A 25,608-nucleotide genomic window follows, 5' to 3' on the forward strand; every position below is an offset into this window, starting at 1 on the left:
GCGGCGTCCTCTCCCCTCAGGAAGAAGAAGCCGAAGTCTGACGGACGAGCCCGCCACTCGCCTTACCGAAACGCGCGCTGGCGACACGGTTTCGGCCGCCCGCTTTCGCCGCGTACAGTCCCGCGTCGGCGGCTTCGAGCAGCGCCTTCGCTGTCTGGCGCGAGGCGGCGTCGCGGCAGGCGAGGCCCACCGAGATGGTGACCACGGTGCCGGGCCTCGGCGCGGGCAATGTTGCGCTTTCGACTGCCGCGCGGAGCTTCTCGGCGACCGCGAGTCCCGCTGCCGCGTCGCATGCCGGAAGCACGACGACGAATTCCTCGCCGCCGTACCGGGCAACGAAGTCGCCGGTGCGCGCCAGCGTCTCGGTCAGCGCGTGCGCGACCTTTCTCAGGCAGTCATCGCCGGCCAGGTGCCCGAACGTGTCGTTGTAGGCCTTGAAGTTGTCGACGTCGATCAAGAGCACGCAAAGCGGATAGCCCGAGGAGGCGGCGAGCGCGTGCTCGCGGCTGTATCGCTCATCGAAATACGCGCGGTTGAACACGCCTGTCAGCCCGTCGCGCGCGGAACTCTCGAGCAGCTTCTCATGCGTGTCGGTGAGCTTGCGATACAGCCCGGTCGTCTCGTAGATCAGCATGCCGAGAACGGCGCTTGACGACAGCATCGAGGCGAGGCGCGCCGCGTACCAGCCGACGCTGTAGCGCGCGCCGGCCGACAGCGTGAGCGTCACGTCGATCAGCGCCGCCAGCAACGCGACGGCGAGCCACAGGTCCATCAGCGAGCGCAGCCGGGTGGTCGAGACGTGCAGGCCGAGCGCGGCGAGACACGTTGCCTCGACAATCAGCGCGGCCGGGCTGCTCGACAGATTCGAATACGAGCCGCCCGATGCCACGACGACCGGCAGAACGTCCTTGCCCACGATGGCCAGCGCCGCGCAACACGAGGCGAGGGACAGCGCGCCGAGAAGCGCCACGTGTCCCGATGCGCGATTGCGCAGGCTCGGCGCCCAGGACCGCGCGGCCAGCGACACGGTGACGAGCGCGGGGAATCCGCCGTGCCAGAACACCCATATCCAGATGGCGGTTTGCGGGCCGGCGCCGAGCAGGCCGCCCGCGGAAAAGACGCCGGGAAACACTATCAACTGGATGGCCGCGATCAGGCTCACGAAGGCGTACGCACCGCTCAGCGTCGCGAAGAGAAGACGCCCGGAAATGCGGTACTGAGTCCACAGCAGGAAGGCCGTGAGGCCCTCGGTGAGCGTGACCCAGGTCGCGAAGATCGGCAGGAACGGGACGATGACCGGACCGGGCTGCCGGGCATGCGGCCATACGATGAAGGCGCCGATCAGTGCAATAGCGGCGGTGATGGCCGCGGCGAGGCGGTCCTTCGACGTCGATGGCAGGTGAATAAGCGAAGTTTGCAATGCGGATCCTCGGTCTGGCCGGCACCGACGCCGAGCGACAACTGGAATACGGCAATTATCGGAAATTCTTGAGCGAACGCGCTCGCACGGGTAGGAATTTCCGGACGTCGGCAGCGTCGTTTGTAATCAGAAGTCTCCCGGCGCGACCTGAAAGCACGCGAGACCCTCGGATCGCCACATATCGACGACGCGCTGGCGGTCATCGTAGACGCACAACACGCGCTCGCGCGGAATGGAGCCGTCCTTCAACCATCCGCGTTTGAGCCGGTCGTCGGCTTGCCGATCTCCGGCGCGGCGCATCAGCAGCGTGTCGATGTAATGCATTCCCACATGCAGATCAAGCCACGCTTCGGTTTCGGGGCGCACCTCGTCGCTGCGGCCCGACGCAATCCAGATGCGATGCCGCGCCGCGTGCGTATGCAGCGTTTCGATGACCGGCGCGTTTGGAAGATCGTCGCCACATGCGGCGAAGAACGCGGGCCAGTTGCGCCGTTTTCCGCTGATGTGGTGCACGCGGTGTTGAATCAGTCCAATCGTCCCGTCTAAGTCGAATAGCACAATGTCGCGCATGAGACACCTCCGCTTTCGGAGAAGCAGAGATCGTGCGTGGTCGGTCGGGGAGTGGGCTCGCGGGCATGGCGCCGGACGGTCGCATGATCGAGAGAGCGACGCGTTGGCCTGGCGCGCGGTCACCGTCCTGCGAGCTAGCCAGCGAGCGCAAGCGGGCTCGCGCAGACGCTTGATCGCGAACGGTCGCTATCGCAACCGGGGAAGGGGTGATCTTATATAACAGCCGTCTGTCGACGGCGGGGCGCGTCTGCGGTCGATCTCGCTAAGGCGCTAGCGCCGGGCGTGACGCCGACCGATCAGAAGCGTCGCGGACAGGACCGCGACGATCGAATAGATACGAGAGCGCGAGCCCCGCTGCATTGTGTCCGTCACGCGTGCGGCCGGCCTCGCTCAGCGATAGACCACGCACGGCGGCACGAAGCGCATCAGAGCGCATTACACGACCGCCGCGCCGCTCGCACAGTCTCGTTCTACGCGAGTGCCGCGCACGGCAACGCGACAAGCCGCCGTCAGCGGATCAACTCGGCTGTTTATGTTTGTGATGATGATGCTTCAGACGAAGCGTCGAATGTTTCCCTGAGGGACCGGCAGGCGCGCCGGTCTCGCCGTTGCCATTCGGCGTGCCGACGCCCACTCCGCCGCGGCCGGCGCCGTTACCGCCGGGTAGGCCGCCGGCGTTGCCCTGAGCGAGCGCGGCGGTGGATAGGCCCCACGCGAGGGCAGTCGTCACTATGCACTTCGTTGCTATGTTCATCGCTTGTATTGTCCTTGAGTTGGCCGGCTCAGACCGGACTGCGTCGCGCAGTGTCCGTTGCCGTCGCGGCGGTAGAGCCTCGCAATCGACGGTCCCACGTAGGGACGAGACCGCGACGCGCCGTATTAGAGCGAAGATTTATGACGATGCCGCGACAAGGCGATGCTCTCATCGCGCGTCTCGAACGACAGCGCGGCGCGTCCAGTCATGCCCTTGCAGCTGCAGTAAGTGGCGCTCAAGTCGCGGTCCGGACAGCCGCCGTTATCGGCGGCAGCAGGAAAAGCATTCGGCCGGGAAGACTGTGTTTTCACCGCTTTTTCGTGAGATACCCGATGTCCGATGCCGCATACACTGCTTTCCATGGCGAGCAATCAAACGCCATGAATCGCGAAACGAACGTCACCGAGCAAGCCGGCCTACCTTTATTTTTCCGGACGCAGCGGTTGTCGCAGTAGCGGTTGCAGCTCGTACTATCGAGGGAGCAGTCCGAAGGGAAAGTTGTTTCGATTATGTGGTTCTTAAAGCCGTACCATTGCAAGCATAAGCCCCGGCCATCGCATGATGGTCGGGGCTTTGTCTTTCTGGCACAGATGCTTTGGAGCCGGCTCTATCGTCTATCTTAAGAGCTTATTGCAGATAGGTTACCGTTTGTTAAAACGGATGCGGCCAACGCTACCGTTAATTATTCTTCTCACGGTTTGACAAAGGTTAGACGAGCGGCCTCATGGTCGATTAGGCCTGGCCCCGAATAGAAAGACGTTCAGACAGCGGACTTCACGGCTTCTTCGAGGAGAGACCGTGCTGATTGAACCGAACCTGAGAGAGACGAACATGATCATCTATCACCGCGGCGCGGCCTTCGAGCCGCGAATCATTCCGGCCGGCAACGGCTTCGTGGCTTCTGTCGCCGTGCTCGAGGAAGACGGCCACGCCACATCGCTCGGAAAGCTCGGCATGTTTGCCAACGAAGAGGGCGCCATCAATTTCGCCGTTCGGTGCGCGACCGCCTTTATCGAAGGCGACGAGATGCCGCTGCCTCCGTTCCGGGTGCACGCGTAGAACCGCTACGAAGCGAAGAACGGCCAAGCGGCGAATCGGACCGCTTGGCGCTTCCTGCAGACCAGCGCCAGTGACTGCCTGCGCCTGACACATATTCAATTACGCTCGCTCATTCGGGCGAGCGCCGCTTGCGCGGCCTCTCGCCCGTGCGCCCAGTGGGTTTCGATCGCCGCAGCGGTGAACTGTCCGTCCTTGAAGTGCGATTCGCGCTGCGAGAACGCGTAGTCGACCGGCACGATGCGAACCGGCCGCGCGCGCGCCAGCGCCGCGGCATTCATCAGTTGCGGATCGGATTGACGTTGCGCCGCCGGAATACATTCCAGCGCATGAGCGAGCAGGGCTCGCAGGCGCTGCGACTCGTCGAACGCCTGATGATAGGCAGCCGCGCGGCTACCGTGCTCGATGTTCTTCTGCCGGATTTCGGCGTCGGTCAGATTGTCCGGCACCTGGCCCTCGGGGGTCCACAAATCGGCACGGAAGATGATGGTTTCGACGTCCGCAGGCGCCGTCTCGACGATACGTTGCAGCGGGGCGGCGGATACGAGCGAGCCGTCCCAGTACCACGCATCGCCGATCTGCACGGCTGCGAACCAGGGCGGCAGCGAGCCCGACGCGACGATCATCGGCGCTTGCAAACCGCCGGCGCGATTATCGAAGTAATGCGGCTCGCCGGTCGCCACGTTCGCCGCGATGACACTGACCTCCGTCGCACTGCGATTCAGTTCGTCGAAATCGCAAAGGCTCGCGAGTGTCTGATAGAGCGGGCGCATATCCATGATGCTGGCGAGTTCCGGCGCCTGGCTGCCGGTCGTCCACGGCACGGCGAGGCGTCGCGTGAAGAATCCCGGCAGGCCCGCGCTGATCGCGTAGCTTTGATCGGCTTCGGCCAGCATGCGGCGAAAGTCGTCGTTGGCGAATGCCAGTCCGCCGATCAACGACGCCATCCGGTCGCGCAGCGTCGTGCCGGGAACCGACACGCGATGATAGAACTGCCTGAGCCGATCGACGCGATGCTCCGGCGCGTTGCCGAAGAAGATCGCGGCGTTGATGGCGCCGATCGACGATCCGCAGCATGCGTCGATCTGGATGTCTGCATCGTGCAATGCTTCGAGCACGCCTGCCTGAAACGCGCCGATCGCGCCGCCGCCTTGCAACGCCAACGCCATACGCGGGCGATTGCCTGCGCCGTTATCTTGCTGCGCCATACATTCTCCAGTTGCCCCAGTGCGCTGCAATCCCCGCAGGCATCGGCTCACATGAAATCACGACGCCCGAGCCGGGCGGCCGCCGTCACTGCGTCCGAGCGGGCGCGCATTCCGTCTGAAACCAGTAGTCGACGAGGCGCTGTGCCTGCTGCAGGTCGTCCGGGTAGTAGGGATCGTCGTAGAAGGGAGACGGGTCGTAGCCCGCCTTGCGCAGCGCCCCGAGTTCCACTTGATGCTGGGCCATCGTAGAAGGGCTCGCGTTCGTTCTGAGCGCGGCCAGATCGCGGCATTCCAGGTCCGTCAGATGCCGGCCCGGAGGGGGCATGCCACCCGCGACGCATCCGGCGAGCAGGAGAAGCGCCGCCGACGCTAGCTGAGTCTTTGTCCGAATCTCGCGCATGGTGCGTCAGCGGCCGGCTAGTCGCCGCGCTCCGGTTCGATGTTTTCGTGCGGGTACATGGCGGCGTGAGGCCGCTTGTTCCGCGCTTCGTTGCCCTTTTGCCTTGGCGGTGAGGGATGTCGACAAGTGCGGGCACCGCCTGTTTCATTGATGACGCCCGGCTCGCGCTGGTCCGGCATGGTTGTCTCCCTGTTGTTCCACGAGCTAGGAGCAAGCACTGTTCCGCCGGGCAAATGGCGCGCGCAAATGATGTCGATGTTCGTACTGGTCACACGGCGCCGGTTCGCTGGGTCGAAGGGCCGTCGCGTCCAGCAAGTTACGGTGATCCATTCGGCGGCGGCGGGACACCGCGACCAGGCCTTTCGACGCAAGCACATCGTTACAAAAAGAGTAAGCGGTGGTAACACTGTCGTGTAATAGCCGCGGTAAAAGTGTTACGCGGAAACAATTGCCGGTATGCCCATCTCTGTGAATATTGAAACTTGCGTTTAACTCGCAGATTTTCCGATGAATTAATTCGCGGTCTCAAACACTTGCATCGAATATATGAAGCGTCAGACAACCGCCATCGTTGGCACAAACCATCAGCAGATAACGTTTGCAACCGCGAATCGAACCTCCGTGAACGTTTGCCACTGTAACTTTTTGTTGCAGATCGCTGCGATTAGCCAGACAATTGCTTCGCGCTGTGAGTCACGGCGCGCCAGACGCCAAACACGGTCACAGTTACTCGGTAAGCCAGCCATGACACACGCCAGCCCAGACCTTTCGTCCATCCGCGAGTTGAACCTGTCCTACTTGACGCTCGCGCGGCGTGTATTGGCGTCCGACCGCGAAGCCGCGCAGGCGCACCTCGGCCTGTCGGCGGAAATCGCGGACACGCTCTTGAATCTCTCGCCGGCGCAAACCGACAAGCTGGCTTCGTCGTCGCAACTGCTGTGCTTCTTCCGCATGAGCGCGGACGAAATGCTCGGCGGCCTCGCGAGCCGCAGCCACGATGCGCCGGTCGCGGCCCTGTCCAACGCAGCTCTCATTGCCGCCTGACCATGAGCACGACCACGTCTTCGAAAAGCCTCGCCGAGGAAGCCGCTCAGGTTCTGCGCGCAATCACGCTGATCAAGCTGGGCGCGCGCATGCAGGTGCTCGAATCCGAATTCCCGAAGCTCTCGCGCGACCGTCTGATTCGTCTGTATCGGGAAGTGAAGGGCGCTTCGCCGCCCAAGGGCATGCTTCCGTTCTCGGAAGACTGGTATCTGACGTGGGGACCGAATATTCACGCATCGATGTTCGCCAACGTGTATGCGTTTCTCGAACAAAACAGCGCGAACCTCGATCGCGTCGACCTGTTGAGCCGCGCCTACGCGCTGTACGCCGAGCACTTCACGCTGAACGGCGAAGCACTGCAGATGGATCTGACGCGCGCGTGGACCTTCGTGCGCTTCAAGGAAGCCGGCATCCTGCGCCTCGCTGGCTGCACGCGCTGCCGCGGCAAGTTCGTCGTGCACGCGCACGAACCGACGCACGGCATGGTCTGCGGCATTTGTCAGCCGCCTTCGCGGGCGGGCAAGACGAAGGCAAAGGCGGCGCGCGAGCAGAGCGCGACGCTGCGGGCGGCTTGACGCCGCATTGCTCGAGCGCTTGATCGGCAAGCGCCGCCGCATTCAAACACACCGCGCCTCCCCATTTGATGCTTTACGGCCTTCGACGTGTCTCGAAGGCTTTCGCGTTATTGCATCGTCGAGGTCGCGCTCGATAGTCGACCACTCCCGCATCGGTGGCTAGCCCAAGACGCTCGATCGCTCCGTCAGAACAACCGGCGACGATCGTTAGTGCTACCGATCAAGACGTCAGACGCCTCGCGGCATCGGTAAAGAATACATCTCAGCGAGCAAATACTGGGAATTCGAGGTAAAGCTTCCGTGCCTTCTGCCGATACTAAAAAAGGAAGGCGACAGTAACCAGCGATCCAGATCCGACAGGCGATCCCTGAAGGAACTCAGCCACCGGCGACCGGCCGCGCTACCGCAGCAAGTTAGCGAGCGCCTTCCCCCGAACACGTCTTGAACAACCGGTCCCCGGAATCCCAAATGAACCTGCACAACTTCAAGGTCGGCACCCGCCTGACCATCGGCTTCGGCATCGTCGTCGCGTTGCTCGTCCTCATCGCCACGATCAACTTCGTCAATATGCGCGGTCTCGATAGCGAGATCACCGTCATCACCGATGACCGGATGGTCAAGGCGGCAGAGGTGAGCAAGGCTAAGGACTCGGCGAGTCAAACGGTGCTGCGGCTGCAGCGCGCCGCCATCACCGGAAAACCCGAGGATATCGCCGCCATGCAAGTCGGCGTCCTCGAAGCAGCCAAAGCCACATCGCAGCGGCTCGAGAAAGTCGACCGCATGATCACGACGGCGCGCGGGCGGGAGCTTTTTAACGCGCTCGTCGAGGCGCGCGCGGCCAACACCGCAGCGCGTCAGGAAGCGGTCAAGCTGCTGACGGCGGGGCAGATCGAAGACGCGCGCGCTCAAATCGCCGGACCGGTTGCAACCGCACAGGCCAAATACTTCACGGCGCTGGACGCGCTCGTCGCGCATCAATTCGAACTCGCCGACGAGTCCGCCCGGCACGCTCACGCCGCGTATGACCGCGCGGTCGCGCTGTCTTTCGGATCGACGATAGCGGCGGTGCTGGTCGCGATCGCGGCGATGCTCGTCATCACGCGATCCGTGACGAGGCCGCTGGGCGACGCGCTCGCGGCAATGAAGGCGCTGGAGCAGGGCGATCTGACGCACCGCGTGGAGGTCGTCGGCCGCGATGAACTCGCCACGTTGATGCTGGCGGTGCGAGCCGCGTTTGAGAAGCTCTCGTCGCTCGCAAACGGCATCAAGGAGTCCGTCGATGTCATTCGAACCGCGTCGGGCGAAATTGCCGCAGGCAGCACGGATTTGTCGTCACGTACGGAACAGCAGGCCGCCTCGCTCGAGGAAACCGCAGCCAGCATGGAAGAGCTGACCGCGACGGTCAAGCAGAACGCCGAGAACGCGCGACAGGCGAGCGGCCTCGCGGACAACGCGAGTACCGTCGCGAACGAGGGCAGCGCAATCGTGAGCCAGGTCGTGGACACGATGACCGGCATCGAAGATAGCTCCGCGAGGATTGCCGAGATCATCGGCATGATCGAAGGAATCGCGTTCCAGACCAACATCCTCGCGCTCAATGCCGCGGTGGAAGCGGCGCGAGCCGGCGAGCAAGGCCGGGGCTTCGCCGTCGTGGCGAGCGAAGTGCGCAGTCTCGCGCAGCGCTCGTCGGCGGCGGCCAAGGAGATCAAGGAACTGATCGAGACGTCGGGCAGCCGGGTGCAGGCCGGAACCGAACTGGTGGCGCGAGCTGGCGACACCATGCAGCGCGTGGGCACCGCGATCAAGCGCGTGACCGACATCATGGGCGAGATCGCATCGGCGTCGAACGAACAGAGCCGCGGCATCGAGCAGGTGAATCAGGCCATCTCGCAGATGGACGAAGTCACGCAGCAAAACGCGGCGCTCGTCGAAGAAGCGGCGGCAGCGGCCGGCTCGATGGAGGATCAGGCGAAGCATCTGACCGCCGCCGTTGCCGTGTTCCGCACGACGCAGTCGTTCGCCGCGCCGACGACCGCCAGCTACGAACAGAAGCCGGCGCGACCGCCGCTCCCGAAGAAAACGCCGGCGGTGGCGCGTGCGGCGAGTCCGTCGGTGGCGGTCGCGGCGACCGCTGACGGCGACTGGTCGACGTTCTGAGCCGGACGGGTGCTGCCGTGCGGCTGACAAACCGGCGCGCGGATCCGGCGGCGCCGACTCACGCAACCTCGCCTTGCCACGAAGAATCGCAGGGCGAGTTTCTTATCCGGAACGAGGTGGGTGACATGGTCAAGCAACTGCATGAACTGCGCCGTCGGCTGGCGGCGATGGAAAACGATATCGCACAAGAGGCGATCGAGGCAGTCGTCAAGGCTTGTTTCGAGCTGGACGAATTCCTTCGATCGAGTGGCGGTCCGCCGGGCGACACCTCGCGTTGCCCGAGCACGTAGCGAGCTAGCCCTCTCGCATGGCTGCGTGCGGGGCCATGCGCGGGACAGTACAAAGAGAAAGGATTGACAGATGGTTAAGACGGAAATGCGTTTGCTGGTAGTCGATGACTTGACCACCATGCGCAGTTTGATTCGAAAGATGCTCAAGGCGATCGGCTATACGCTCATCGACGAAGCAGTGGATGGCGTGGCAGCCCTCGAAAAGCTCAAGACGCAGCGGTTCGATCTCATCATCACCGACTGGAACATGCCGAACATGGACGGGCTGACCCTCTTGCAGGAGATTCGCAAGTCCGAGGATCACGCCGACGTTCCGGTCCTGATGGTGACTGCCGAGACCCGGCGCGAGAATGTCATCGCCGCGATTCGCGCCGGTGCGAACGGCTATGTGGTCAAGCCGTTCTCCGAAGCGGCGCTCGCTGACAAGCTGGCCCAGATCGCGCCGCTCCAACAAACCGCCGCGCCGGCAGATCGCGGCGCATCCGTGTTCGGTGCCGTCTTCATGAACGCGTGATTGGCCTCTTTTACACTTTGTTGCAAACTGTTGCAATTGCCCGGAAGCCTTGCTGTGTAAGGCTTCCGGGAGAATGCCAATGTTTTCGCGGGATCGGCAAGCGCTTCGGATGGTAAAGGTTTCAACGCAGGCACCGTTAAGCATTAAAGCCAGCGAGAACCGAAACCATGAACATCCAGACCTTCAAAAGCGCAGATTCCTCGAACCAAATCACCGTGAAGCGCGCGGCGAGCACCAGTGCCAAGCTCAGCGCCGGCACCGCGCAGCCGGTCGCACCGGCAGCGACCGAAGGCTCGACCATCAGCCTGTCGTCGACTGCCGCGTTCTCTTCCCACGCTTCCGATATCGATACGGCCAAGGTGGAATCCATCAAGGCCGCATTGAGAGACGGGACCTACAAGATCGACTCGGCGGCCGTCGCGGACGGCATGCTGGGTACGGCACGCGATCTCCTGCCGGCGGCATCGCGCTAACCAGAGGCCAATTTTGCCGGTGCGGCTGTGTGCTCTGCCGCCGCGCCGCGATTCTTCCGGTATCGACCGGACTCAGACAGCGACGCGCGACTCCCGGACTCGTAGAAGCAGCAGTCCTGGCTGCGTCGTCTGCTCGCGAGAGCGGCCAGACGTTCGTCTCGCTCAAAGTCCGCTCGCGTTGACCGGAATCGCGATCCGCACACGAAAGCCGCCGCCCGGCTCGTTGCCGATCTCGCAGGTACCGCCATGCTCACGTGTCAGTCGCGACACGATGGCAAGCCCGAGTCCGCTATGTCCCTGACTGCCGCGCGCCGGATCGAGCCGGACGAACGGTTTCATCGCTGCGGCGAGTTGCCCTTCGGGAATGCCGGCCCCGTGGTCGCGCACCGAGATCATCCAGTGACTTTGCTGCAGCGCCGTCGCTATTTCGATCGGCGGCGCGCCATGCTCTAACGCGTTGTCGACGAGGTTCGTCGCGACGCGATCCAGCATGCCCGCAGGCAGCCTGAACGCCGGACCCGCGCGCAGGTCCAGCGAGAAAAGGCGTTCTTCATCAGGATCATGAGACGCGGGAAACTGCTCGCGAAGAAACGCATCAACGCCGACCGGTTCGCCCTTCTCGACCGGCTGGCCCGCGAATTCGAGAAATTGCTGGACGACGTTGGAGAGCGAGTCGATATCGCGAAGCAATTCGCCGCGCTCGGTGTCGCACGCGAGAAGCGTGGCGCGCAGTTTAAGCCGCGTGAGCGGCGCTTTGAGATCATGCCCGAGCCCGGCGAGCATGACCGCCTGATTGTCGTCCGCTTCGTTGAGCCGCCGCATCATGTCGTTAAACGCGCCGATCAGCTCGCGAACTTCCTGCGGTCCTCGCTGCGGCTCGGCCGGCGGGCGTCCTCCTGATCCGAAAGCGCGGGCCGTGCGCGCAAGTCCAGATAGCGGGCGTTGCATCTGCCATGCGACGAGCACGGACAGAACGATCGCCGCGGTCAACAACGAGAGCGTTTCGAGGATATGGCGCGGAGGCGGCGGCGTGTCCATCGGCACGACGAGCCACGATGGCTTGCCTGGAAACCGGACCCAGAGATGAGGGGGTCGTTCGTCATCGAACGCCATCGCGGTGCCGGGCGGCAATGCTGCGCTCAGTTCTCTGATCAGGTCTCTTAACGGCGGCGCGTTCGATTGATGCAGCTTCACATGCGTCGGATCGAGTTCGGCCGAAACGGATCGCACGCGCATGGCCGGCGCGAGTTCTTTACCGCTTACCGTCTCGCCGTTCGCCGCGTGCAACGCAAGCACGAGTCCTTGCGCGAAGCCGTGCATTTGCTGGCGTGGTCTTTCACCGGCCATGATCCAGAACCAGCAGAATTGCATGCCTACCAGCACCACGACAGACATGATGGTCATTCTGCCGAACAGGGAGTTGAGCGGATTCTTCATGCGAGCGTCACGCCGGATCAGGCTTTGCCGCGTCGGCGTTCGCGTCCGCATCTGCGTCGGGCACGAAGACAAAACCTTTGCCGCGCAGCGTCTGAATGTATTTCGGGCTCGATGGATCGCTCTCGATGATGCGGCGCAAGCGCCAGATGGGGACGTCCAGGCCGCGATCCTGAAAGCTCACTGCGTCGCGATGCACGAGGTCATGAATTAGGACTCGCGGCAGCACCCTATAGGGGTGATTGACGAAGACCTTGAGTAGAGCGAATTCGCTATCGCGCAGCGGGATTTGCCTTCCTTCGCGGCTCAACATGCGAGTTGCGAAGTCGAGCTCGAAGGGCCCGAAGCAAAAACGCGCGCGTGCTTCGGGGGCGCTCGTCTGCGCCGGACCTCTGCGGCGCAGCACGGCTTGAATGCGCGCGAGTAATTCGCCCGGATCGAAGGGCTTGACCAGATAGTCGTCGGCCCCCAGCGAGAGCCCGGCTATGCGATCGGGAACCGCCCCGCGTCCCGTGACGAAGATCACCGGGATGTCGTCGCCCGAGGCACGAAGCGCCTTGAGAGCCGAGAGCCCGTCCGTGTCCGGCATCATGATGTCGAGCACGATGACCGATGGACGCTCGGTTTCGAGCCGCCGTTGAAGGTTCTTCGCATCATGCAACACGGATACTTCCATCCCGTTTGCTTGCATGAAGCGGCGTAGGAGGTCGCGTACCACGGCGTCGTCATCGACGATAAGAACATGAGGCATCGTTAAGTTGGCAGGGCGGAGCTGGCAGGCAACTTGCCCGTAGTGATTTCAGAACAAGGTCCGATGATACGCCGGGTGCCGCCCGCGATGCCGCTTAAGCCGACGTGCTGACGAACATGCCTCGCGCGCCCGCGCCGCCGCTTTGCAGATTGCTCGCCAGCGTCGTCAGAAACGTCTGAAGCGTGGCCGTTGCCGTGCTCGACGTGCCGCTGCTGTCCGTAGAGCCACCGAGCGCCGTGATCAGATTCTGGAAGTCGCTCGACAGCGTGCTGGTGTTGGTCGAATCGCTTGTCGAGTCGCTTGTCGAACTGCTGGCGCTGCTCGCCGTAGTCGCGCTGGTGCTCGACGTGCTGCCCGATGTAAGCGATTGCGCGAGGCTCTCGATTGCCGAGGCGAGATCGTTGCCATAACCCTGCGCATGAGCAGGCGGCGGCGGAGGCGGCGGCGCCGAGTTGGCCGCAGATGAAACAGCGGTACTCGTCGTTGCGTCCGTGCTGCTATCGGTGGTATCGCTCGAAGCTGTCGTGGTGTTGCTGTCGCTGCTGCCATCGCGCGGCGGCAACGGAGGCGCTCCGTTCTGACTGCCGAGCGTCTGGAACAGATCGCCCATGAATTGTTGAAGCGCAGACGCGACCGAGTCAGACGAACTCGTCGATGACGTGCTGCTGCTCGAAGCAGTGGTCGACGACGTAGTGCTTCCGTCACTCGATGACGTGCTCGAATTCGACGTGATGCCGAGTTGTGCGAGCGCCGCGGCAATGGCGGCCGCGAGCGGGTTGGTGCTCGAGTCCGCGCTCGACGACGAGTCGACGCTGCTCTGCGACGCGCTCTTCTTCGAGTAGCTCGTTTGCCAGATCTGTGCACTGGACGTAGCACCGGACAAAGACGAGATTGACATACATGTCCTCCAGGTTTTTCGGCGAATCCGTTCGCTAGACGTGGGCTAACGTTGAAGCCCGAGCGATATAACGGCTGTGATGCTTGCGCCTTGATGCAATGCCGCGTGCGTTTGCCTTACCGAAACTTTCCCGGGCGGAGTTGCCAGCGGCCTTAGCTGTTAATGTTCGGCCGGGTAGATGATCGACGCGTCTCAACTCCGGCCTTCTGACCTCGCAGGGCGCCGGGGTCTTTCGCCGACGGACCGAGAAACGCTTCGGTCCGTCGGCGCTTTTATTCTCCATCCCGCTATGCAGCCGTCGAGACAATCGTCGCTTGCGCGAAGCAGCCGACTATACGTCTAGCGCGCTGTCTTCGCGATTCAAACCGACGGCTTATCCCTAACCGATTCTTACCGGCCGGAACAGGGCGCATCGGCGCCTTGTATAGTGCGCAGCGCGCGAGCTTTCGTCATATGACCGAAGCGCGGTCCACTCTCCGCTGGACTGCTTCTATCTCACTAGAGCAGCTTCCAATTCACTACCCTTCGCGAAACAGCGGAACACTCGCTAATGCAAACGATTGTCCCTTGGAGTCCATCACGATTCGAAACCAGCTATATACGGCTGCATCTATCGCTCCGAATAGTGATGCGCGCCACGCTGCTGGTCGGCACAGCGTTCCTCGCCATGCATTGCCACCGGTCCTTCGCGGCAGTGACGATGAACTTCTCTCACGCCGATATCGGGGAAGTAGCGCGCGCCATTGGGCTCGCGACTTCTAAGACGATCATCGTGGACCCACGCGTGAAGGGCCAATTAGACCTGGTGTCCGAACGCCCGGTCTCGGAAGAAGAAGCGCTCAAAACACTGCAGTCCGCGCTGCGAATGCAAGGTTTCTCATTGTTGCAGGACCACGGCGTGCTCAAGATCGTGCCCGAAGCAGATGCGAAGCTTCAGGGCGTTCCCACCTACGTTGGCAACAGCCCGCACGCGCAAGGGGATCAGGTCGTCACTCAGGTCTTTCAACTTCATCGCGAGTCTGCCAACAATCTCATTCCGACTCTGAGGCCGCTCATCTCGCCGAACAATTCGATTACCGCTAATCCGAGCAACAACACACTTATCGTCACGGACTATGCGGACAATCTAAAGAGGATCGCGGCAATCATCGCGGGTATCGAATCGGCTTCGAGTCCGCATATATCGGTCGTTCAACTCAACTACGCGGATGCAACCGCCGTAGCACAAGAGGCGCAGAAGCTGCTGGATCTGAACGGCATCGGCAATACTGACCCGACTCAGAAGGTCGTGGTCGTGCCGGACGTCAGAAGCAACACCGTCGTGCTTCGCGCAAGCGGCGGCGCGCGTCTGGACGAAGCCGAGTCTCTCGTCGTGAAGCTCGATACGCCGACGAAGGCGCCAGGCAATATCCATATCGTGAGTTTGCGCAACGCGGATGCCACCGACGTGGCGAAGACGCTGCGCAGAATTCTGGGGCAATCGAGTGGCAGCGATTCTCAGTCGAGCGCGGCGAACAGCGGCAACACACAAAGCTCGTCCGGATTGCCAAGCAGCAACGGGACCTTGCCGCCGTTGCCGAGCGGCGCGGATTCGGCCTCGTCGGTCAGCGCGGCTTCGTCTTCATCGAGCAGTCCTTTCGGCAATAGCAATTCAACGCAGTCGCGTGCGAGCGAAGATAAAGACGATAAAGGAAGTGGCGAAATCGTCGCGGACGTCTCGACGAACTCACTGATCATCACGGCGCCCGAGCCGGTGTTCAGAAACCTGAGCACGGTTATCGCGCGGCTCGATCAGCGCAAAGTGCAGGTGTATATCGAATCGCTGATTATGGAAGTGTCATCCGACAAAGAAGGGGAGTTCGGCATCGAATGGCTGACTACCGCGGGCTTGCAGTCGGTCGCTGCCACTACCACGAACGTCGGCCTCGTAGCCGGCTTCGGCAACATCCTCGGTACGAAAGGTCTCTTTCGCGCGCTCCAGTCGAACTCGGACGTCAATGTCCTTTCGACGCCCAGCCTCATCACGCTCGACAATCACGAGGCGCGGATCCTCGTAGGTACCAACGTGCCGATCGAGTCCGGGTCCTACTCGACGAATACCACGAGTTCATCGTCAGTGTCCGCATTCAACACCTATGACCGCAAGGACGTGGGCGTCATGTTGAATGTCAAGCCGCAGATCAATCAGGGCGGAACGATCACGCTGCAGGTGTATCAGGAAGATTCCAGCGTCGAGAGCGGTACCGCGGATCAGGCCGGCGGTTACAGCATCGACAAGCGATCGCTGCAAACATCGATCCTCGCCGATGACGGACAAATCGTCGTGCTCGGAGGGCTGATCAGCGACAACTACACCGACGGCAACAGCAGGATTCCGTGGGTTTCCAAAATCCCCGTCCTCGGTGCATTGTTCAGACACGAGACAAAAAGCCGTAAGAAGACCAACCTGCTGATTTTCCTTCGACCGGTCATCGTGCGCGACGCATCCATGCTTCAGGCTATCGCGGCCGATCGTTACGGGTATATGCAAGCGCGGTCCGCGACTTACCGAAGCGACAACTGGCTGGAGAAGGACGACACGGTGCCGGTATTGCCGTCGCTGCACTCAGGCGAGCGAGGAGCGGATGACAGTGTCATCGATCTCACTCACGCGCGGCAAGCCACAGTGACCTCGCCCGCCGATAATTCGGCGCCTGTCCGTTGAGACGGACTTCTTCGACGTCAGGAGAAAGGCATGCGGTGCTCGCGCCTTCGAGAGAAGCGTGCTGCAAACCAAGCCCGTACACTGACGCCACCGGTTCCTGCCGCCGATGCGAAGCGCGAATTCACCGTCAAACGAAGTCCAGAACGAAATGCGCGACCAGTGCCGCTGCAGTCGCCAGCGCCGCGAGCCAGCTGAGCGCGCGCAAAGCCCAGTGCGCAGCGAGATCGCCTACGGCTTCACGCTCTGAACTCAGCATGCGTCGATAACCACGCGGAATCGCGCTATAAGCCGATTTCAATAGACGGCTATCACGCTTTTCTCCATGCTTCGGGCATCGGACCGTCGATGTAACGGTCCGCCTCTAAAAGCGCAATTCACGCGCATTGCCCTGTAGGAGACACAGAATGCCGCAACGTCCACGCGTTACCCGGTCAGTTCTCGCCCTGATGTGCGCGATGTCCTTCATCATGTATCTGGACCGCGTGAATCTGTCCGCCGCCGCGGGTCTAATTCGCGACGATCTGCATCTCTCCAATACCGATGTCGGCTTCGTGTTCGGCGCATTCGCGTACACGTATGCGATTTGCCAGGTCATCGGCGGATGGTTCAGCGACCGGATGGGCGCAAAGACCACTCTCGTGATCTGCGCGACGATCTGGATCATCGCGACCGTGGCCACAGGCTTCGCGGGCGGCGTGGTGTCGCTCTTCTGCGCGCGTATGTTACTCGGTGTCGGCGAAGGCGCCGCGCTGCCGGCGCAGGCGCGCGCGCTCGTCAACTGGTATCCGGCGAGCAAGCGGGGCTTCGTGCAAGGGCTGACGCATTCCTTCTCGCGACTCGGCAACGCACTCACGCCGCCGCTCATCGCGATGTTGGTCGCGTTCGCGTCGTGGCGTGCATCGTTTCTACTGGTCGGCGCGCTGACGGCAATCTGGCTCGCGTTCTATGCGTGGTACTTCAGGGACGATCCGCGCAAGCATCGCCATATCACGGCGGAAGAAGTGGCCGAATTGCCGCCCGAAACCATCGCGTCCGCGAGCAAGACGCGCGAACCGACGCCGTGGGGCAAGCTTATCAAGCGCATCGGACCGACCATGGCAGTGTATTTCTGTTATGGCTGGACCGGCTGGCTCTTTTTCACCTGGCTGCCGACTTTCTTCATGCATGGTCGCGGCCTCGATCTCAAGAGTTCGGCGCTGTTTTCCGCAGGCGTATTTCTGTCCGGCGTGGTCGGCAATACGGCTGGCGGCGTGCTGTCGGATCGCATTTTGAAGCGCACGGGCAACGTGGTGGCGGCGCGTCGCAACATGATCATCGTCGCGTTTCTGGGCGCGCTGGTCTTCCTGGCGCCTGTGATGATCGTGCATTCGCTGCCCGTCATGGCGGCATCGTTGAGCCTGTCGTTCTTCTTCCTCGAAATGACCATCGGGCCGATCTGGGCCGTGCCGATGGACATCACGCCGAAACACGTCGGTATCGCGAGCGGGATGGTGAACGCGGGATCCGCGATTGCCGGCATCTTCTCGCCCATCGCGTTCGGCTTCATCGTCGATCGCACAGGGAGCTGGACGCTGCCGTTCGTCGGATCGCTCGGGCTGCTCGCCGTGGGCATCGCGATGACGTTTTTCATGCGGCCGGACATCAAGCTGGATGCGCAGACTGGAAATGAGGCGGACGTCGCAGAATCGATGGCGGAATTCGCGTTGGCGGAGCAGAGGGGAAGCCGGTGAGCCGTGTTCGAATGTCGATCCGTTCCAACGGGAAGGTAGCGGCTAGAAGTGGGACGGCGCAGGGCAAGCTCGTTCGCTTGCTCTCGAAGCCTGCAAGCCAACGCCGTTGCGTCGAACGCCCGGCGGCGTCTTCTCAGGCGCCTCTGATCGCCTCTATTACCAATTGCGTCGCCGGACCGATCCGCCGGTTTCTTCGCAAAATCAGCCCGTACGGCGCGAGCCTTCCACGCAGCGGCGTCGACAGCGACGCAATGGTGTTGAGCGCCGAATAATAGTCGGCAACGGACGCCGGCAACACCGCCAGCATGTCCGAGTCGCGCAGCAGCGACAGCGTCGTGAGAATCGATGACGTTTCGACCGTGCTCGCCGGTGGGCTGACCCGTGATTCCCTGAACGTCTGGTCTATTATCTCGCGCATCGGACTCGGATGCGGCTGCACGATCCACGCGAACTTCGCAAGCTCGAGCAGCTTCGGCCGACCGGGCAGGGCGAGGGCGGGATGATCGGGCCGCGCCACGATGGAAAGCGCCTCTTCGGACAGCGTCTCGAAGGTCAAGTCCTGCGCCGGATAGCCATAGGGTATGCGGCCCACGACGATATCTAGTTGATCCTGCTGCAAGGCTTGCACGAGCACATCGCTGGTATCGATCTGCACGCCGATCTGCAAGCGAGGATGCGCTTCCTTCAACTGCACGATCACGCGAGTGAGCAGGTCCGGCGCAGGGGCCATGACTGCCCCGATGCGTACCTTGCCGATATCGCCCGCCTCGATAGCCGCCAGTTCCTCGCGCAATTTATCGAGATCCTCGAACACGACGCGCGCATAGCGCATGACTGCTTCGCCGTAGATCGTCGGTTCCATGCCGCGCGCATGCCGCACGAAGAGCGACACGCCGATGGTGTCTTCCAGTTCCTTGAGTGCCTTGGTTGCCGCGGGCTGCGTCATCGCGAGTTCGTCGGCCGCGCTGCGTAGCGATTCCGTCTCCGAGAGCGCGGTCATCAATTGCAGATGACGCAGGCGAAGTCTCTTTCGAATGGTCGATGCGGGCGCAATCATCTCTACGGAGTAACCCTCGGTCATAACCACAGGAAATAGCCTGATTCTGAATATTCAATGGTCAGTTATCGCGGAGTTTCGCACACTAGCGTTACCCGACATAGCCGCGCAAACCCTCGCATGCGACGGCGCAATCAATCGAATGGAGACAGGGCATATGAAGATCAAGCACGTTCGCGCACGCGTTTTCGAATGGAAAGGCAAGGTCGTGCCGCCGCAAGCGCACTTCTGTACGAATGCCGTGGATATTCTCTACGAACGCGGCGATGCAATGGGCTCGTTCCGCTTCCACGGCTGGCTCGTCGTCGAGATCGAATGCGACGATGGCACGGTCGGCATTGGCAACTGCGCGCTCGCCCCGCGCGTGGCGAAGCAAATCGTCGATGAATACCTCGCGCCTATCGCTATCGGCGAAGATCCCTTCGATAACGAGTACATCTGGCAGAAGATGTATCGCCGCACGCTCGCATGGGGCCGCAAAGGGATCGGCATGGCGGCGATCTCGGCGATGGATATCGCCATCTGGGACATCATGGGCAAGGCGGCGAAGAAGCCGGTGTTCAAGCTGCTCGGCGGCCGGACCAAAGAGAAGATCTGGTGCTATGCGTCGAAGCTCTATAACAACGATAACCGCGACGCCTTCCTCGCCGAAGCCCAAGGCTACCTGGATCAAGGCTTCACCGCGATGAAGATGCGCTTCGGCTATGGTCCCAAGGACGGCCCGAAGGGCATGGCGAAAAACATCGAACAAGTACGCTTGCTGCGCGAACTGATCGGCGATGATGTAGACCTGATGGTCGAGTGCTACATGGGATGGACGCTCGAATATGCGCGGCGCATGCTGCCGCGACTCGCCGAATTCAATCCGCGCTGGCTCGAAGAACCAGTCATCGGCGACGATATCGAGGGCTATCAGGAACTGAAGAAGATGAACATCGTGCCGATCTCCGGCGGCGAGCACGAGTTCACCGTGTATGGGTTCAAGGACCTGCTCGAACGCCGCGCAGTCGATGTCATTCAATACGACACGAACCGCGTAGGGGGCATCACGGCGGCGCGCAAGATCAATGCGATGGCCGAAGCGTGGTCGGTGCCGGTCATACCGCACGCGGGTCAGATGCACAACTATCATCTCACCATGGCATCGACCGCCAGCCCTATGTCCGAGTTCTTCCCGGTATTCGACGTGGAAGTGGGCAACGAACTCTTCTATTACATCTTCGACGGCGAACCGCAACCTGAGAACGGCTATTTGCAACTATCCGATGACACGCCGGGCCTCGGCCTCACGCTGTCGGACAAACATTTGAGCGACTTCGACATCATCGAATGAAGCGGGCAACACAACGGCCGTCGAAAGCATGAGGAGCGTCCGCTGCCGGATACTGGACATGTCGTCCACCCGGCGCGTGCTTGACTTGCGCGAGCAGCGTGGCACTCATACAGCATGGGCGCTGATATATAACTTCCTATCGCTGGCGTTCGATCCGCACCGCACGCGCTAACACATGAAGGGCTAACAATGAAACCTCGCATTGCAGTGTTGCTTGGCGACCCCGCCGGCATCGGTCCCGAACTCATCGCGCGTCTGATCGCGCGGCCGGAGAACCGCGCCCGCGCCGATCTACTCATCGTCGGCGACAAGCGCGAGCTCGAAAAAGGCATGGCGATCGCGCAACAACGCTTCGAATACGTGGTGGTCGAGAACGAAGCCGATGCCGAACGCGATAGCGATACACCGTCGCTCATCGATTTCCGCCTTACCGATGATGCTCCCTACGAGCGCGCCCTGTCCACAGAACGAGGCGGACGGTACAGCCTCGAAGCGTTCAAGAAGGCGCTCGCGATGACGCAAGCCAACGTTACGAACGCCATGTTGTTCGCGCCCGTCAACAAGACCTCGTTGCACATGGCGGGCATGGAAACGAACGACGAGATGGAATGGTTCGCGCGTCAACTCGATTACAGCGGCGCCTTCTGCGAATTCAACGTGCTCGATGAACTGTGGACGTCGCGCGTCACGTCGCATATCGCGTTGAAGGACGTCAGCGAAAGGCTCTCCGAACAGCGTATCGTCGGGGCGGTGCAATTGATTCACGATGGACTCGAGCGCGCGGGCGTCGCATCGCCGCGCATCGCGGTATGCGGCTTCAATCCGCATAACGGCGACAACGGCGCATTCGGACGCGAAGAAATCGATGTGATCGCGCCCGCTGTCGATAAAGCGCGCTCGCTCGGCTACGACGCACGAGGCCCGTTCCCGGCCGATACCATTTTCGTGCGCGCACGCGACCAAAGAGCCTTCGACGGCGTGGTGACCATGTATCACGATCAAGGCCAGATCGCGATGAAACTCATGGGTTTCTGGCGCGGCGTCACGGTGCATGGCGGCTTGCCCGTGCCGATCACGACACCCGCGCATGGCACCGCGTTCGACATTCACGGTCAGGGCCGTGCGGACGTCGGCGCCACGCAGAAGGCGTTCGATATCGCGTTGAGCATGGCGCAGGCGCGGCTCGCCTGATCGCCATGATGCGAGAGCACGTGGAGGCGTTGCGCGAGCGCTTCCTGCGGAGCGAGAACGATGACGACCTTCCTATCGTGGAGGCGCATCGCCATATTCGGGACTTCTGGCGCAACCCTCATCGTGTCGTTACGAGCCGCCCGGCGTGCAGCCGCGTCCTGGCCGGGCGTCACGAGGGCAAGGGATGGGCGCCGTCACTCCGCAAGTCCGGCGCCCGTCGCGGACGCGGGACGGGCGGGCGCCGCCGGCGCGTCGTGTGTCGCGCGGCGCATGAGGGGCGCGAGCCACGCGGCGCCGATTGCCGCGACGAGCAGCACGCCCGCCATCAGCGTGAGCATCGCGGATGCGCTCCAGTGCAGGCCGAGCAGGAAGCCGCCCGCCATCGATCCGACCACGGAGCCGATGCGCCCGACGCCGAGCGCCCAGCTCATGCCGGTGGCGCGGCTCGACGTCCGATAGAACGACGACGTGACCACATGCGCGCCGGTCTGCGCGCCGCCGGTGCCGACGCCGATAGCGAACATCAGCGGCAACAGCACGGCGGCCGATGTGCCCGCGTGCGCGGCCAGAACAAGCGCCAGCACGCCCACGAGAAACGAGGCCGCCAGCACGCGACACGGGCTCGTGCGATCCATCACATAACCGATGCCGATCGAGCCGAGCGCGCCGCCGAGCTGGAAGGTCGAGGTGAAGGCCGATGCGCGCATGATCGACAGGCCGTGACCGAGCAGCAGCGTCGGCAGCCAGCTGTTCAGAAACAGCAGCACGAGAAGGTTGGCGAAATAGACGAGCCAGATGAGTGCCGTGCCTGCTCGCACGCCCGGCGCGACCAGTTCGGCGACGGGAAAGCGCCGGCGCGCGTCCGCATGCGCGGCAAGATCGACGGCGGTGATATCGGACGAAGGAAAGAGCCGGGCGGCGATGCGCGCGATGCGCGCGCCGGCATCGCGCCGCAGCGACAGAAATCGCAGCGACTCGGGCAAGCCGATCGCGAGCACAGGCGCGAACAGCAATGGCAGCAAGCCGCCGGTGACGAATACCGCGCGCCAGCCGAAGTCCGAGACGATCCATGCGGCCAGCAGGCCGCTCGCGGCTGCCCCGGCCGTGAACCCGCAGAACATCGTCGTGACCATGAGCGAGCGATGGCGCCGTGGGCAGAACTCGGATGTAAGCGTGATCGCGCAGGGCATCGTCGCGCCGAGACCCAGCCCGGCGCACAGGCGCAACGCGACGATGACCGGCAGCGATGTGGCGAGCGAAGCGGCGAAGGTCAGCAAGCCGAACGAGGCGACGCTCGCCACGAGAATCGACTTGCGGCCGAACCGGTCAGCGAGAGGACCGATCAGCATGGCGCCGACCATCAGCCCGATGACGCCCGAGCCGAACAACGGCGCGAGCTGCGCCGGCGCAAGCCTCAAGTCGGCGCGGATGGCGGGCGCGACATACCCGATCATGATCGAATCGAAACCGTCGAGCAGCACCGCGACGAAGCAGAGCACGCCGATCAGCACCTGCGTGCGCGAGAGCGGCTGCGAATCGACGAATTCCTCCAGGGTCAGGCGGGCTTGCGCCATGATGTGTCTCCAGGTCGGATCTTATAGTTGAGGTGCGTGACCGCGTACCGGGCAATTCAGGTCGTTGTTGTCATCGCGGGTCGTCCGCGTAGCGTCGCCATAGCGCCCAGGGCTTGGCGACCGCGCCCATGTTGGTTTCGTCGGCGAGCCGCGCCTCGGTTTCGTCGAGGTAAGTCACGGGGCCGCCCATCGCGATGGCCTGCTGCTGGATCGCGGCGTTGCGCTCGGTATAGATCGCCCGATAGACGGCCCCGGGAAGCGACTCGCTGGTCGCGACATAGCCGTGTCCGCGCATGAGCGCCACGGACGCATCGCCGAGCGACCGCGCGAGCGCTTCGCCGTGTGCGGGCGCGCGCACGAGCATGTCGGTGCAGCCGAAGCAGGCGTGAATGTCGAACACGGGCGCGCCTTTGCCGAGAAAGCCGGCCATGTGATAGACGGGCCGCAAAGGCTGCGTTACCACGCCGAAGGGAATTACAGAAGGCGCATGGCTGTGCACGATCGCCCGCACGTCCGCTCGCGCCCGATAGATTTCGGCGTGGATCGGTACTTCGAGATACGGCTTGGCGCCGTCGCCTTCCGATATCGAGCCGTCGAGACGCATCGTGATGATGTCGTCGAGTTCCACGAGTTCGGGCGCGCACGAGCGCGAAATCAGAAACTCCCCTGGGCGATCGGGATGCCGCACGCTCACATGACCGAATGCATCGAGCACGCCGAGATGCGCGAGCACGCGGTTCGCCGCCACGAGCTCGCGTTTGAGCGCGAGCAGTTCTGTGCAAGAATCGACCGCTTGAGAACTGGCTGATTGAGTTGTTTCCATGACGAATCCGTTCTTCCGAGACAACCTAGTCTATCGGCGCGGTCCCGCGATGTCACACGAGCATTTCTTGGGCTGATCGCGAATTTTTTTCGTGTCCCGGCCGCCGCCCGCCATCCATCTGACGACCACGATGCCCACGCCGTTACCGCCGCTGAACGCGCTGAGAGCGTTCGAATCCGCCGCCCGTCATCTCAGCTTTCGCAAGGCTGCCGAAGAGCTTCACGTGACGCCCGCCGCCATCGGCCATCAAGTCAATTCGCTTGAAACCTACCTCGGCGTCCTTCTCTTCGAACGCACGAAAAAAGGCATCGTGCTCACTCAGGCGGGCCGGCTGTGGCTGCCGAAACTAAGCGAGAGCTTTCGCACGCTGCGCGAATCGATCGATCTACTCTCGCGCTTCAAGGACAAGGAAACGCTCACGGTGAGTTGTCCGCCGTCGTTCTCCAACCGCTGGCTGATGCCGCGTCTGCATCGCTTTCTCACGCAGCACAGGGACGTGGATGTGCATGTCGTCTCGTGGATGCTCGGCTTCGGACATTCGTGGACCGCGCCGGAAACGGAGGCGGATTCCGTGCGCCAGCAACTCGAAGAAGTCGATGTCGTCATCGTGCTGGGCGACGGCCGCTATGACCCGCTGCACGTGGACGCACTGCTGCCGCTCACGCTCACGCCGCTTCTGCCGCCCGCGCTCGCGGCCACCGTGAGCGTGGAGCGCCCCGAATCGCTCATGACACTGCCGCTCCTGCACGACGATCGGGGCATCGTTCACGGCGGCCTGTCTTACTGGCGGAAGTGGTCGGAGTTCGTCGGCATTGAGGTGTCGAACGAATCGCAAGGCCATCATTTCTCGCACGCCATGACGGCGCTCGAAGCCGCCGCGGATGGCATGGGCGTGGTCGTGAGTTCGCCGGCGCTCGCGCTCAAGGAACTGGAGAGCGGACGGCTCTTGGCGCCCTTTCCCGTGCTGGAAAACTGCGGCGCGTCGTATCACGCGGTCGTCTCCAACATGCGGCGCGATACGGAAGTGTTCATCGAATGGCTGCGCGCCGAGGCAGAAGCCACAGGGCGAGCTCTGCGGACATTGCGGGAGACTCGAGCGAGGCGTTGAAAGGGCGCGCGCGCCAAGCCGGGCGGCGCATCACAATGCCAGTGGCCGACCGGCGCTCGACGGACTTTGGCTTGCTCTTACGCGACATGTTCTCGCCTTTAGATGTCGGAGCCTTCGAGGCTCTACACGTGGAACTGACGGACCGTCAACGGTCTGTAAGTATGCGTGCGGGTATGCGCGTTGCCATTTCAAGACCTATGGCACAGCGACTTCTGAGCGCATTGCCGCTCTACCAACCGCAGTTCAATACGAAACACCTCACAACGGCATCTGTTTTATTTATCGGCGTCGTTCGTCCGAGAAGCGCGGACTGCGTCGCTGAATCAGCCGGTCGTCCTCCGAAAGTCTCTTACCGCAAGGCTCCGGCGCTTGCGAGCCTTCATACGCGGGCTTGCTCGATGCGCCTACGCACTGGTTAACCCGGCCTTTTCCGCCAGCGGCGTCGCAGCCATTTTGTAGCCGGTATCAACTTTCAAGCCGATGACCCTACACGGCATAACGATTCGAGAAGGGAGACGCTTCCATGCCTGACGCTTTTGCGCCC

24 protein-coding genes are annotated in these 25,608 nt (G+C 62.5%); 13 read left to right on the forward strand and 11 right to left on the reverse strand.

Going from position 1 to position 25,608, the window contains the following annotated elements; translation table 11 throughout:
- Positions 1–16: 16 nt before the first annotated feature.
- The 3 genes from JYK05_RS22120 to JYK05_RS22130 form a co-directional block, all read right to left on the reverse strand.
- Positions 17–1,420 carry a sensor domain-containing diguanylate cyclase gene (locus tag JYK05_RS22120; RefSeq protein WP_241270032.1) on the reverse strand — a complete coding sequence of 468 codons (1,404 nt, stop codon included), beginning with the start codon at positions 1,418–1,420 and terminating at the stop codon, positions 17–19.
- A gap of 126 nt (positions 1,421–1,546) precedes the next feature.
- On the reverse strand, positions 1,547–1,990 hold the full coding sequence (locus tag JYK05_RS22125) for a hypothetical protein (RefSeq protein ID WP_206469836.1): 444 nt from the start codon (positions 1,988–1,990) through the stop codon (positions 1,547–1,549).
- 879 nt (positions 1,991–2,869) lie between these two features.
- Complete coding sequence (locus JYK05_RS22130; protein ID WP_206469838.1) at positions 2,870–3,106, reverse strand: hypothetical protein; 237 nt, start codon at positions 3,104–3,106, stop codon at positions 2,870–2,872.
- A gap of 436 nt (positions 3,107–3,542) precedes the next feature.
- Here JYK05_RS22130 and JYK05_RS22135 point away from each other — a divergent pair, with 436 nt between their 5' ends.
- A complete protein-coding gene (locus tag JYK05_RS22135; RefSeq protein WP_371826462.1) occupies positions 3,543–3,803 on the forward strand; it encodes a hypothetical protein in 261 nt (86 codons plus the stop codon).
- 95 nt (positions 3,804–3,898) lie between these two features.
- On the opposite strand, the gene JYK05_RS22140 is transcribed toward JYK05_RS22135, so the two are convergent.
- Positions 3,899–5,008, reverse strand: a complete 1,110-nt coding sequence (locus JYK05_RS22140) for a patatin-like phospholipase family protein (RefSeq protein WP_206469842.1) — start codon at positions 5,006–5,008, stop codon at positions 3,899–3,901.
- Positions 5,009–5,093: 85 nt separating this feature from the next.
- On the reverse strand, positions 5,094–5,408 hold the full coding sequence (locus JYK05_RS22145; RefSeq protein WP_175943827.1) for a DUF4148 domain-containing protein: 315 nt from the start codon (positions 5,406–5,408) through the stop codon (positions 5,094–5,096).
- A 744-nt stretch (positions 5,409–6,152) separates the two neighbouring features.
- On the opposite strand from JYK05_RS22145, the gene JYK05_RS22150 reads away from it, so the two are divergent.
- The 6 genes from JYK05_RS22150 (at position 6,153) to flgM (ending at position 10,461) form a co-directional block, all read left to right on the forward strand.
- Positions 6,153–6,452 carry a flagellar transcriptional regulator FlhD gene (locus tag JYK05_RS22150; RefSeq protein WP_175943829.1) on the forward strand — a complete coding sequence of 100 codons (300 nt, stop codon included), beginning with the start codon at positions 6,153–6,155 and terminating at the stop codon, positions 6,450–6,452.
- Positions 6,453–6,454: 2 nt separating this feature from the next.
- Positions 6,455–7,027 carry a flagellar transcriptional regulator FlhC gene (gene flhC, locus JYK05_RS22155; RefSeq protein ID WP_206469843.1) on the forward strand — a complete coding sequence of 191 codons (573 nt, stop codon included), beginning with the start codon at positions 6,455–6,457 and terminating at the stop codon, positions 7,025–7,027.
- 468 nt (positions 7,028–7,495) lie between these two features.
- Positions 7,496–9,184 (forward strand): methyl-accepting chemotaxis protein, encoded by a 1,689-nt coding sequence (locus tag JYK05_RS26555; RefSeq protein WP_206469844.1) that lies wholly within the window; start codon positions 7,496–7,498, stop codon positions 9,182–9,184.
- Positions 9,185–9,309: 125 nt separating this feature from the next.
- The gene (locus JYK05_RS22165; protein WP_175943835.1) at positions 9,310–9,474 is read left to right on the forward strand and encodes a hypothetical protein; all 165 of its coding nucleotides are present in this window, start codon (positions 9,310–9,312) and stop codon (positions 9,472–9,474) included.
- Between the two features lie 70 nt (positions 9,475–9,544).
- Entirely contained in the window at positions 9,545–9,988 is a 444-nt protein-coding gene (locus JYK05_RS22170; RefSeq protein ID WP_175943837.1) for a response regulator, read from the forward strand.
- A 167-nt stretch (positions 9,989–10,155) separates the two neighbouring features.
- Positions 10,156–10,461 (forward strand): flagellar biosynthesis anti-sigma factor FlgM, encoded by a 306-nt coding sequence (gene flgM / locus JYK05_RS22175; RefSeq protein WP_175943840.1) that lies wholly within the window; start codon positions 10,156–10,158, stop codon positions 10,459–10,461.
- Between the two features lie 162 nt (positions 10,462–10,623).
- On the opposite strand, the gene JYK05_RS22180 is transcribed toward flgM, so the two are convergent.
- The 3 genes from JYK05_RS22180 to JYK05_RS22190 all read right to left on the reverse strand — a co-directional run bounded on the left by JYK05_RS22180 (position 10,624) and on the right by JYK05_RS22190 (position 13,256).
- A complete protein-coding gene (locus tag JYK05_RS22180) occupies positions 10,624–11,898 on the reverse strand; it encodes an ATP-binding protein (protein WP_206469847.1) in 1,275 nt (424 codons plus the stop codon).
- A gap of 7 nt (positions 11,899–11,905) precedes the next feature.
- Positions 11,906–12,646 carry a response regulator gene (locus tag JYK05_RS22185; protein ID WP_175943844.1) on the reverse strand — a complete coding sequence of 247 codons (741 nt, stop codon included), beginning with the start codon at positions 12,644–12,646 and terminating at the stop codon, positions 11,906–11,908.
- 94 nt (positions 12,647–12,740) lie between these two features.
- Complete coding sequence (locus JYK05_RS22190) at positions 12,741–13,256, reverse strand: hypothetical protein (protein ID WP_175943846.1); 516 nt, start codon at positions 13,254–13,256, stop codon at positions 12,741–12,743.
- A gap of 49 nt (positions 13,257–13,305) precedes the next feature.
- Here JYK05_RS22190 and JYK05_RS22195 point away from each other — a divergent pair, with 49 nt between their 5' ends.
- From JYK05_RS22195 to JYK05_RS22205, 3 genes are all read left to right on the forward strand, one after another.
- Positions 13,306–13,488, forward strand: a complete 183-nt coding sequence (locus tag JYK05_RS22195; RefSeq protein ID WP_175943847.1) for a hypothetical protein — start codon at positions 13,306–13,308, stop codon at positions 13,486–13,488.
- 684 nt (positions 13,489–14,172) lie between these two features.
- Positions 14,173–16,248 carry a secretin N-terminal domain-containing protein gene (locus JYK05_RS22200; RefSeq protein ID WP_175943849.1) on the forward strand — a complete coding sequence of 692 codons (2,076 nt, stop codon included), beginning with the start codon at positions 14,173–14,175 and terminating at the stop codon, positions 16,246–16,248.
- Positions 16,249–16,652: 404 nt separating this feature from the next.
- Positions 16,653–17,978, forward strand: coding sequence for an MFS transporter (locus tag JYK05_RS22205; RefSeq protein ID WP_175943851.1), 1,326 nt, complete (start codon positions 16,653–16,655; stop codon positions 17,976–17,978).
- A gap of 133 nt (positions 17,979–18,111) precedes the next feature.
- Here the strand turns inward: JYK05_RS22205 and JYK05_RS22210 are convergent, their stop codons facing one another.
- Positions 18,112–19,035 carry a LysR family transcriptional regulator gene (locus tag JYK05_RS22210; protein WP_175944048.1) on the reverse strand — a complete coding sequence of 308 codons (924 nt, stop codon included), beginning with the start codon at positions 19,033–19,035 and terminating at the stop codon, positions 18,112–18,114.
- 157 nt (positions 19,036–19,192) lie between these two features.
- Here JYK05_RS22210 and JYK05_RS22215 point away from each other — a divergent pair, with 157 nt between their 5' ends.
- Positions 19,193–20,368, forward strand: a complete 1,176-nt coding sequence (locus tag JYK05_RS22215) for an L-rhamnonate dehydratase (RefSeq protein WP_175943852.1) — start codon at positions 19,193–19,195, stop codon at positions 20,366–20,368.
- Between the two features lie 189 nt (positions 20,369–20,557).
- Positions 20,558–21,559, forward strand: coding sequence for a 4-hydroxythreonine-4-phosphate dehydrogenase PdxA (locus JYK05_RS22220; protein ID WP_206469850.1), 1,002 nt, complete (start codon positions 20,558–20,560; stop codon positions 21,557–21,559).
- 194 nt (positions 21,560–21,753) lie between these two features.
- Here the strand turns inward: JYK05_RS22220 and JYK05_RS22225 are convergent, their stop codons facing one another.
- Entirely contained in the window at positions 21,754–23,133 is a 1,380-nt protein-coding gene (locus JYK05_RS22225) for an MFS transporter (protein ID WP_206469852.1), read from the reverse strand.
- A 70-nt stretch (positions 23,134–23,203) separates the two neighbouring features.
- A complete protein-coding gene (locus JYK05_RS22230) occupies positions 23,204–23,956 on the reverse strand; it encodes a class II aldolase/adducin family protein (protein WP_175943858.1) in 753 nt (250 codons plus the stop codon).
- 91 nt (positions 23,957–24,047) lie between these two features.
- Between JYK05_RS22230 and JYK05_RS22235 the strand changes: the two genes are divergently transcribed.
- Entirely contained in the window at positions 24,048–25,064 is a 1,017-nt protein-coding gene (locus tag JYK05_RS22235; RefSeq protein ID WP_175943860.1) for a LysR family transcriptional regulator, read from the forward strand.
- The last annotated feature ends 544 nt before the right edge of the window (positions 25,065–25,608 follow it).

Source organism: Caballeronia sp. M1242 (genome assembly GCF_017220215.1).
GTDB lineage: Bacteria > Pseudomonadota > Gammaproteobacteria > Burkholderiales > Burkholderiaceae > Caballeronia.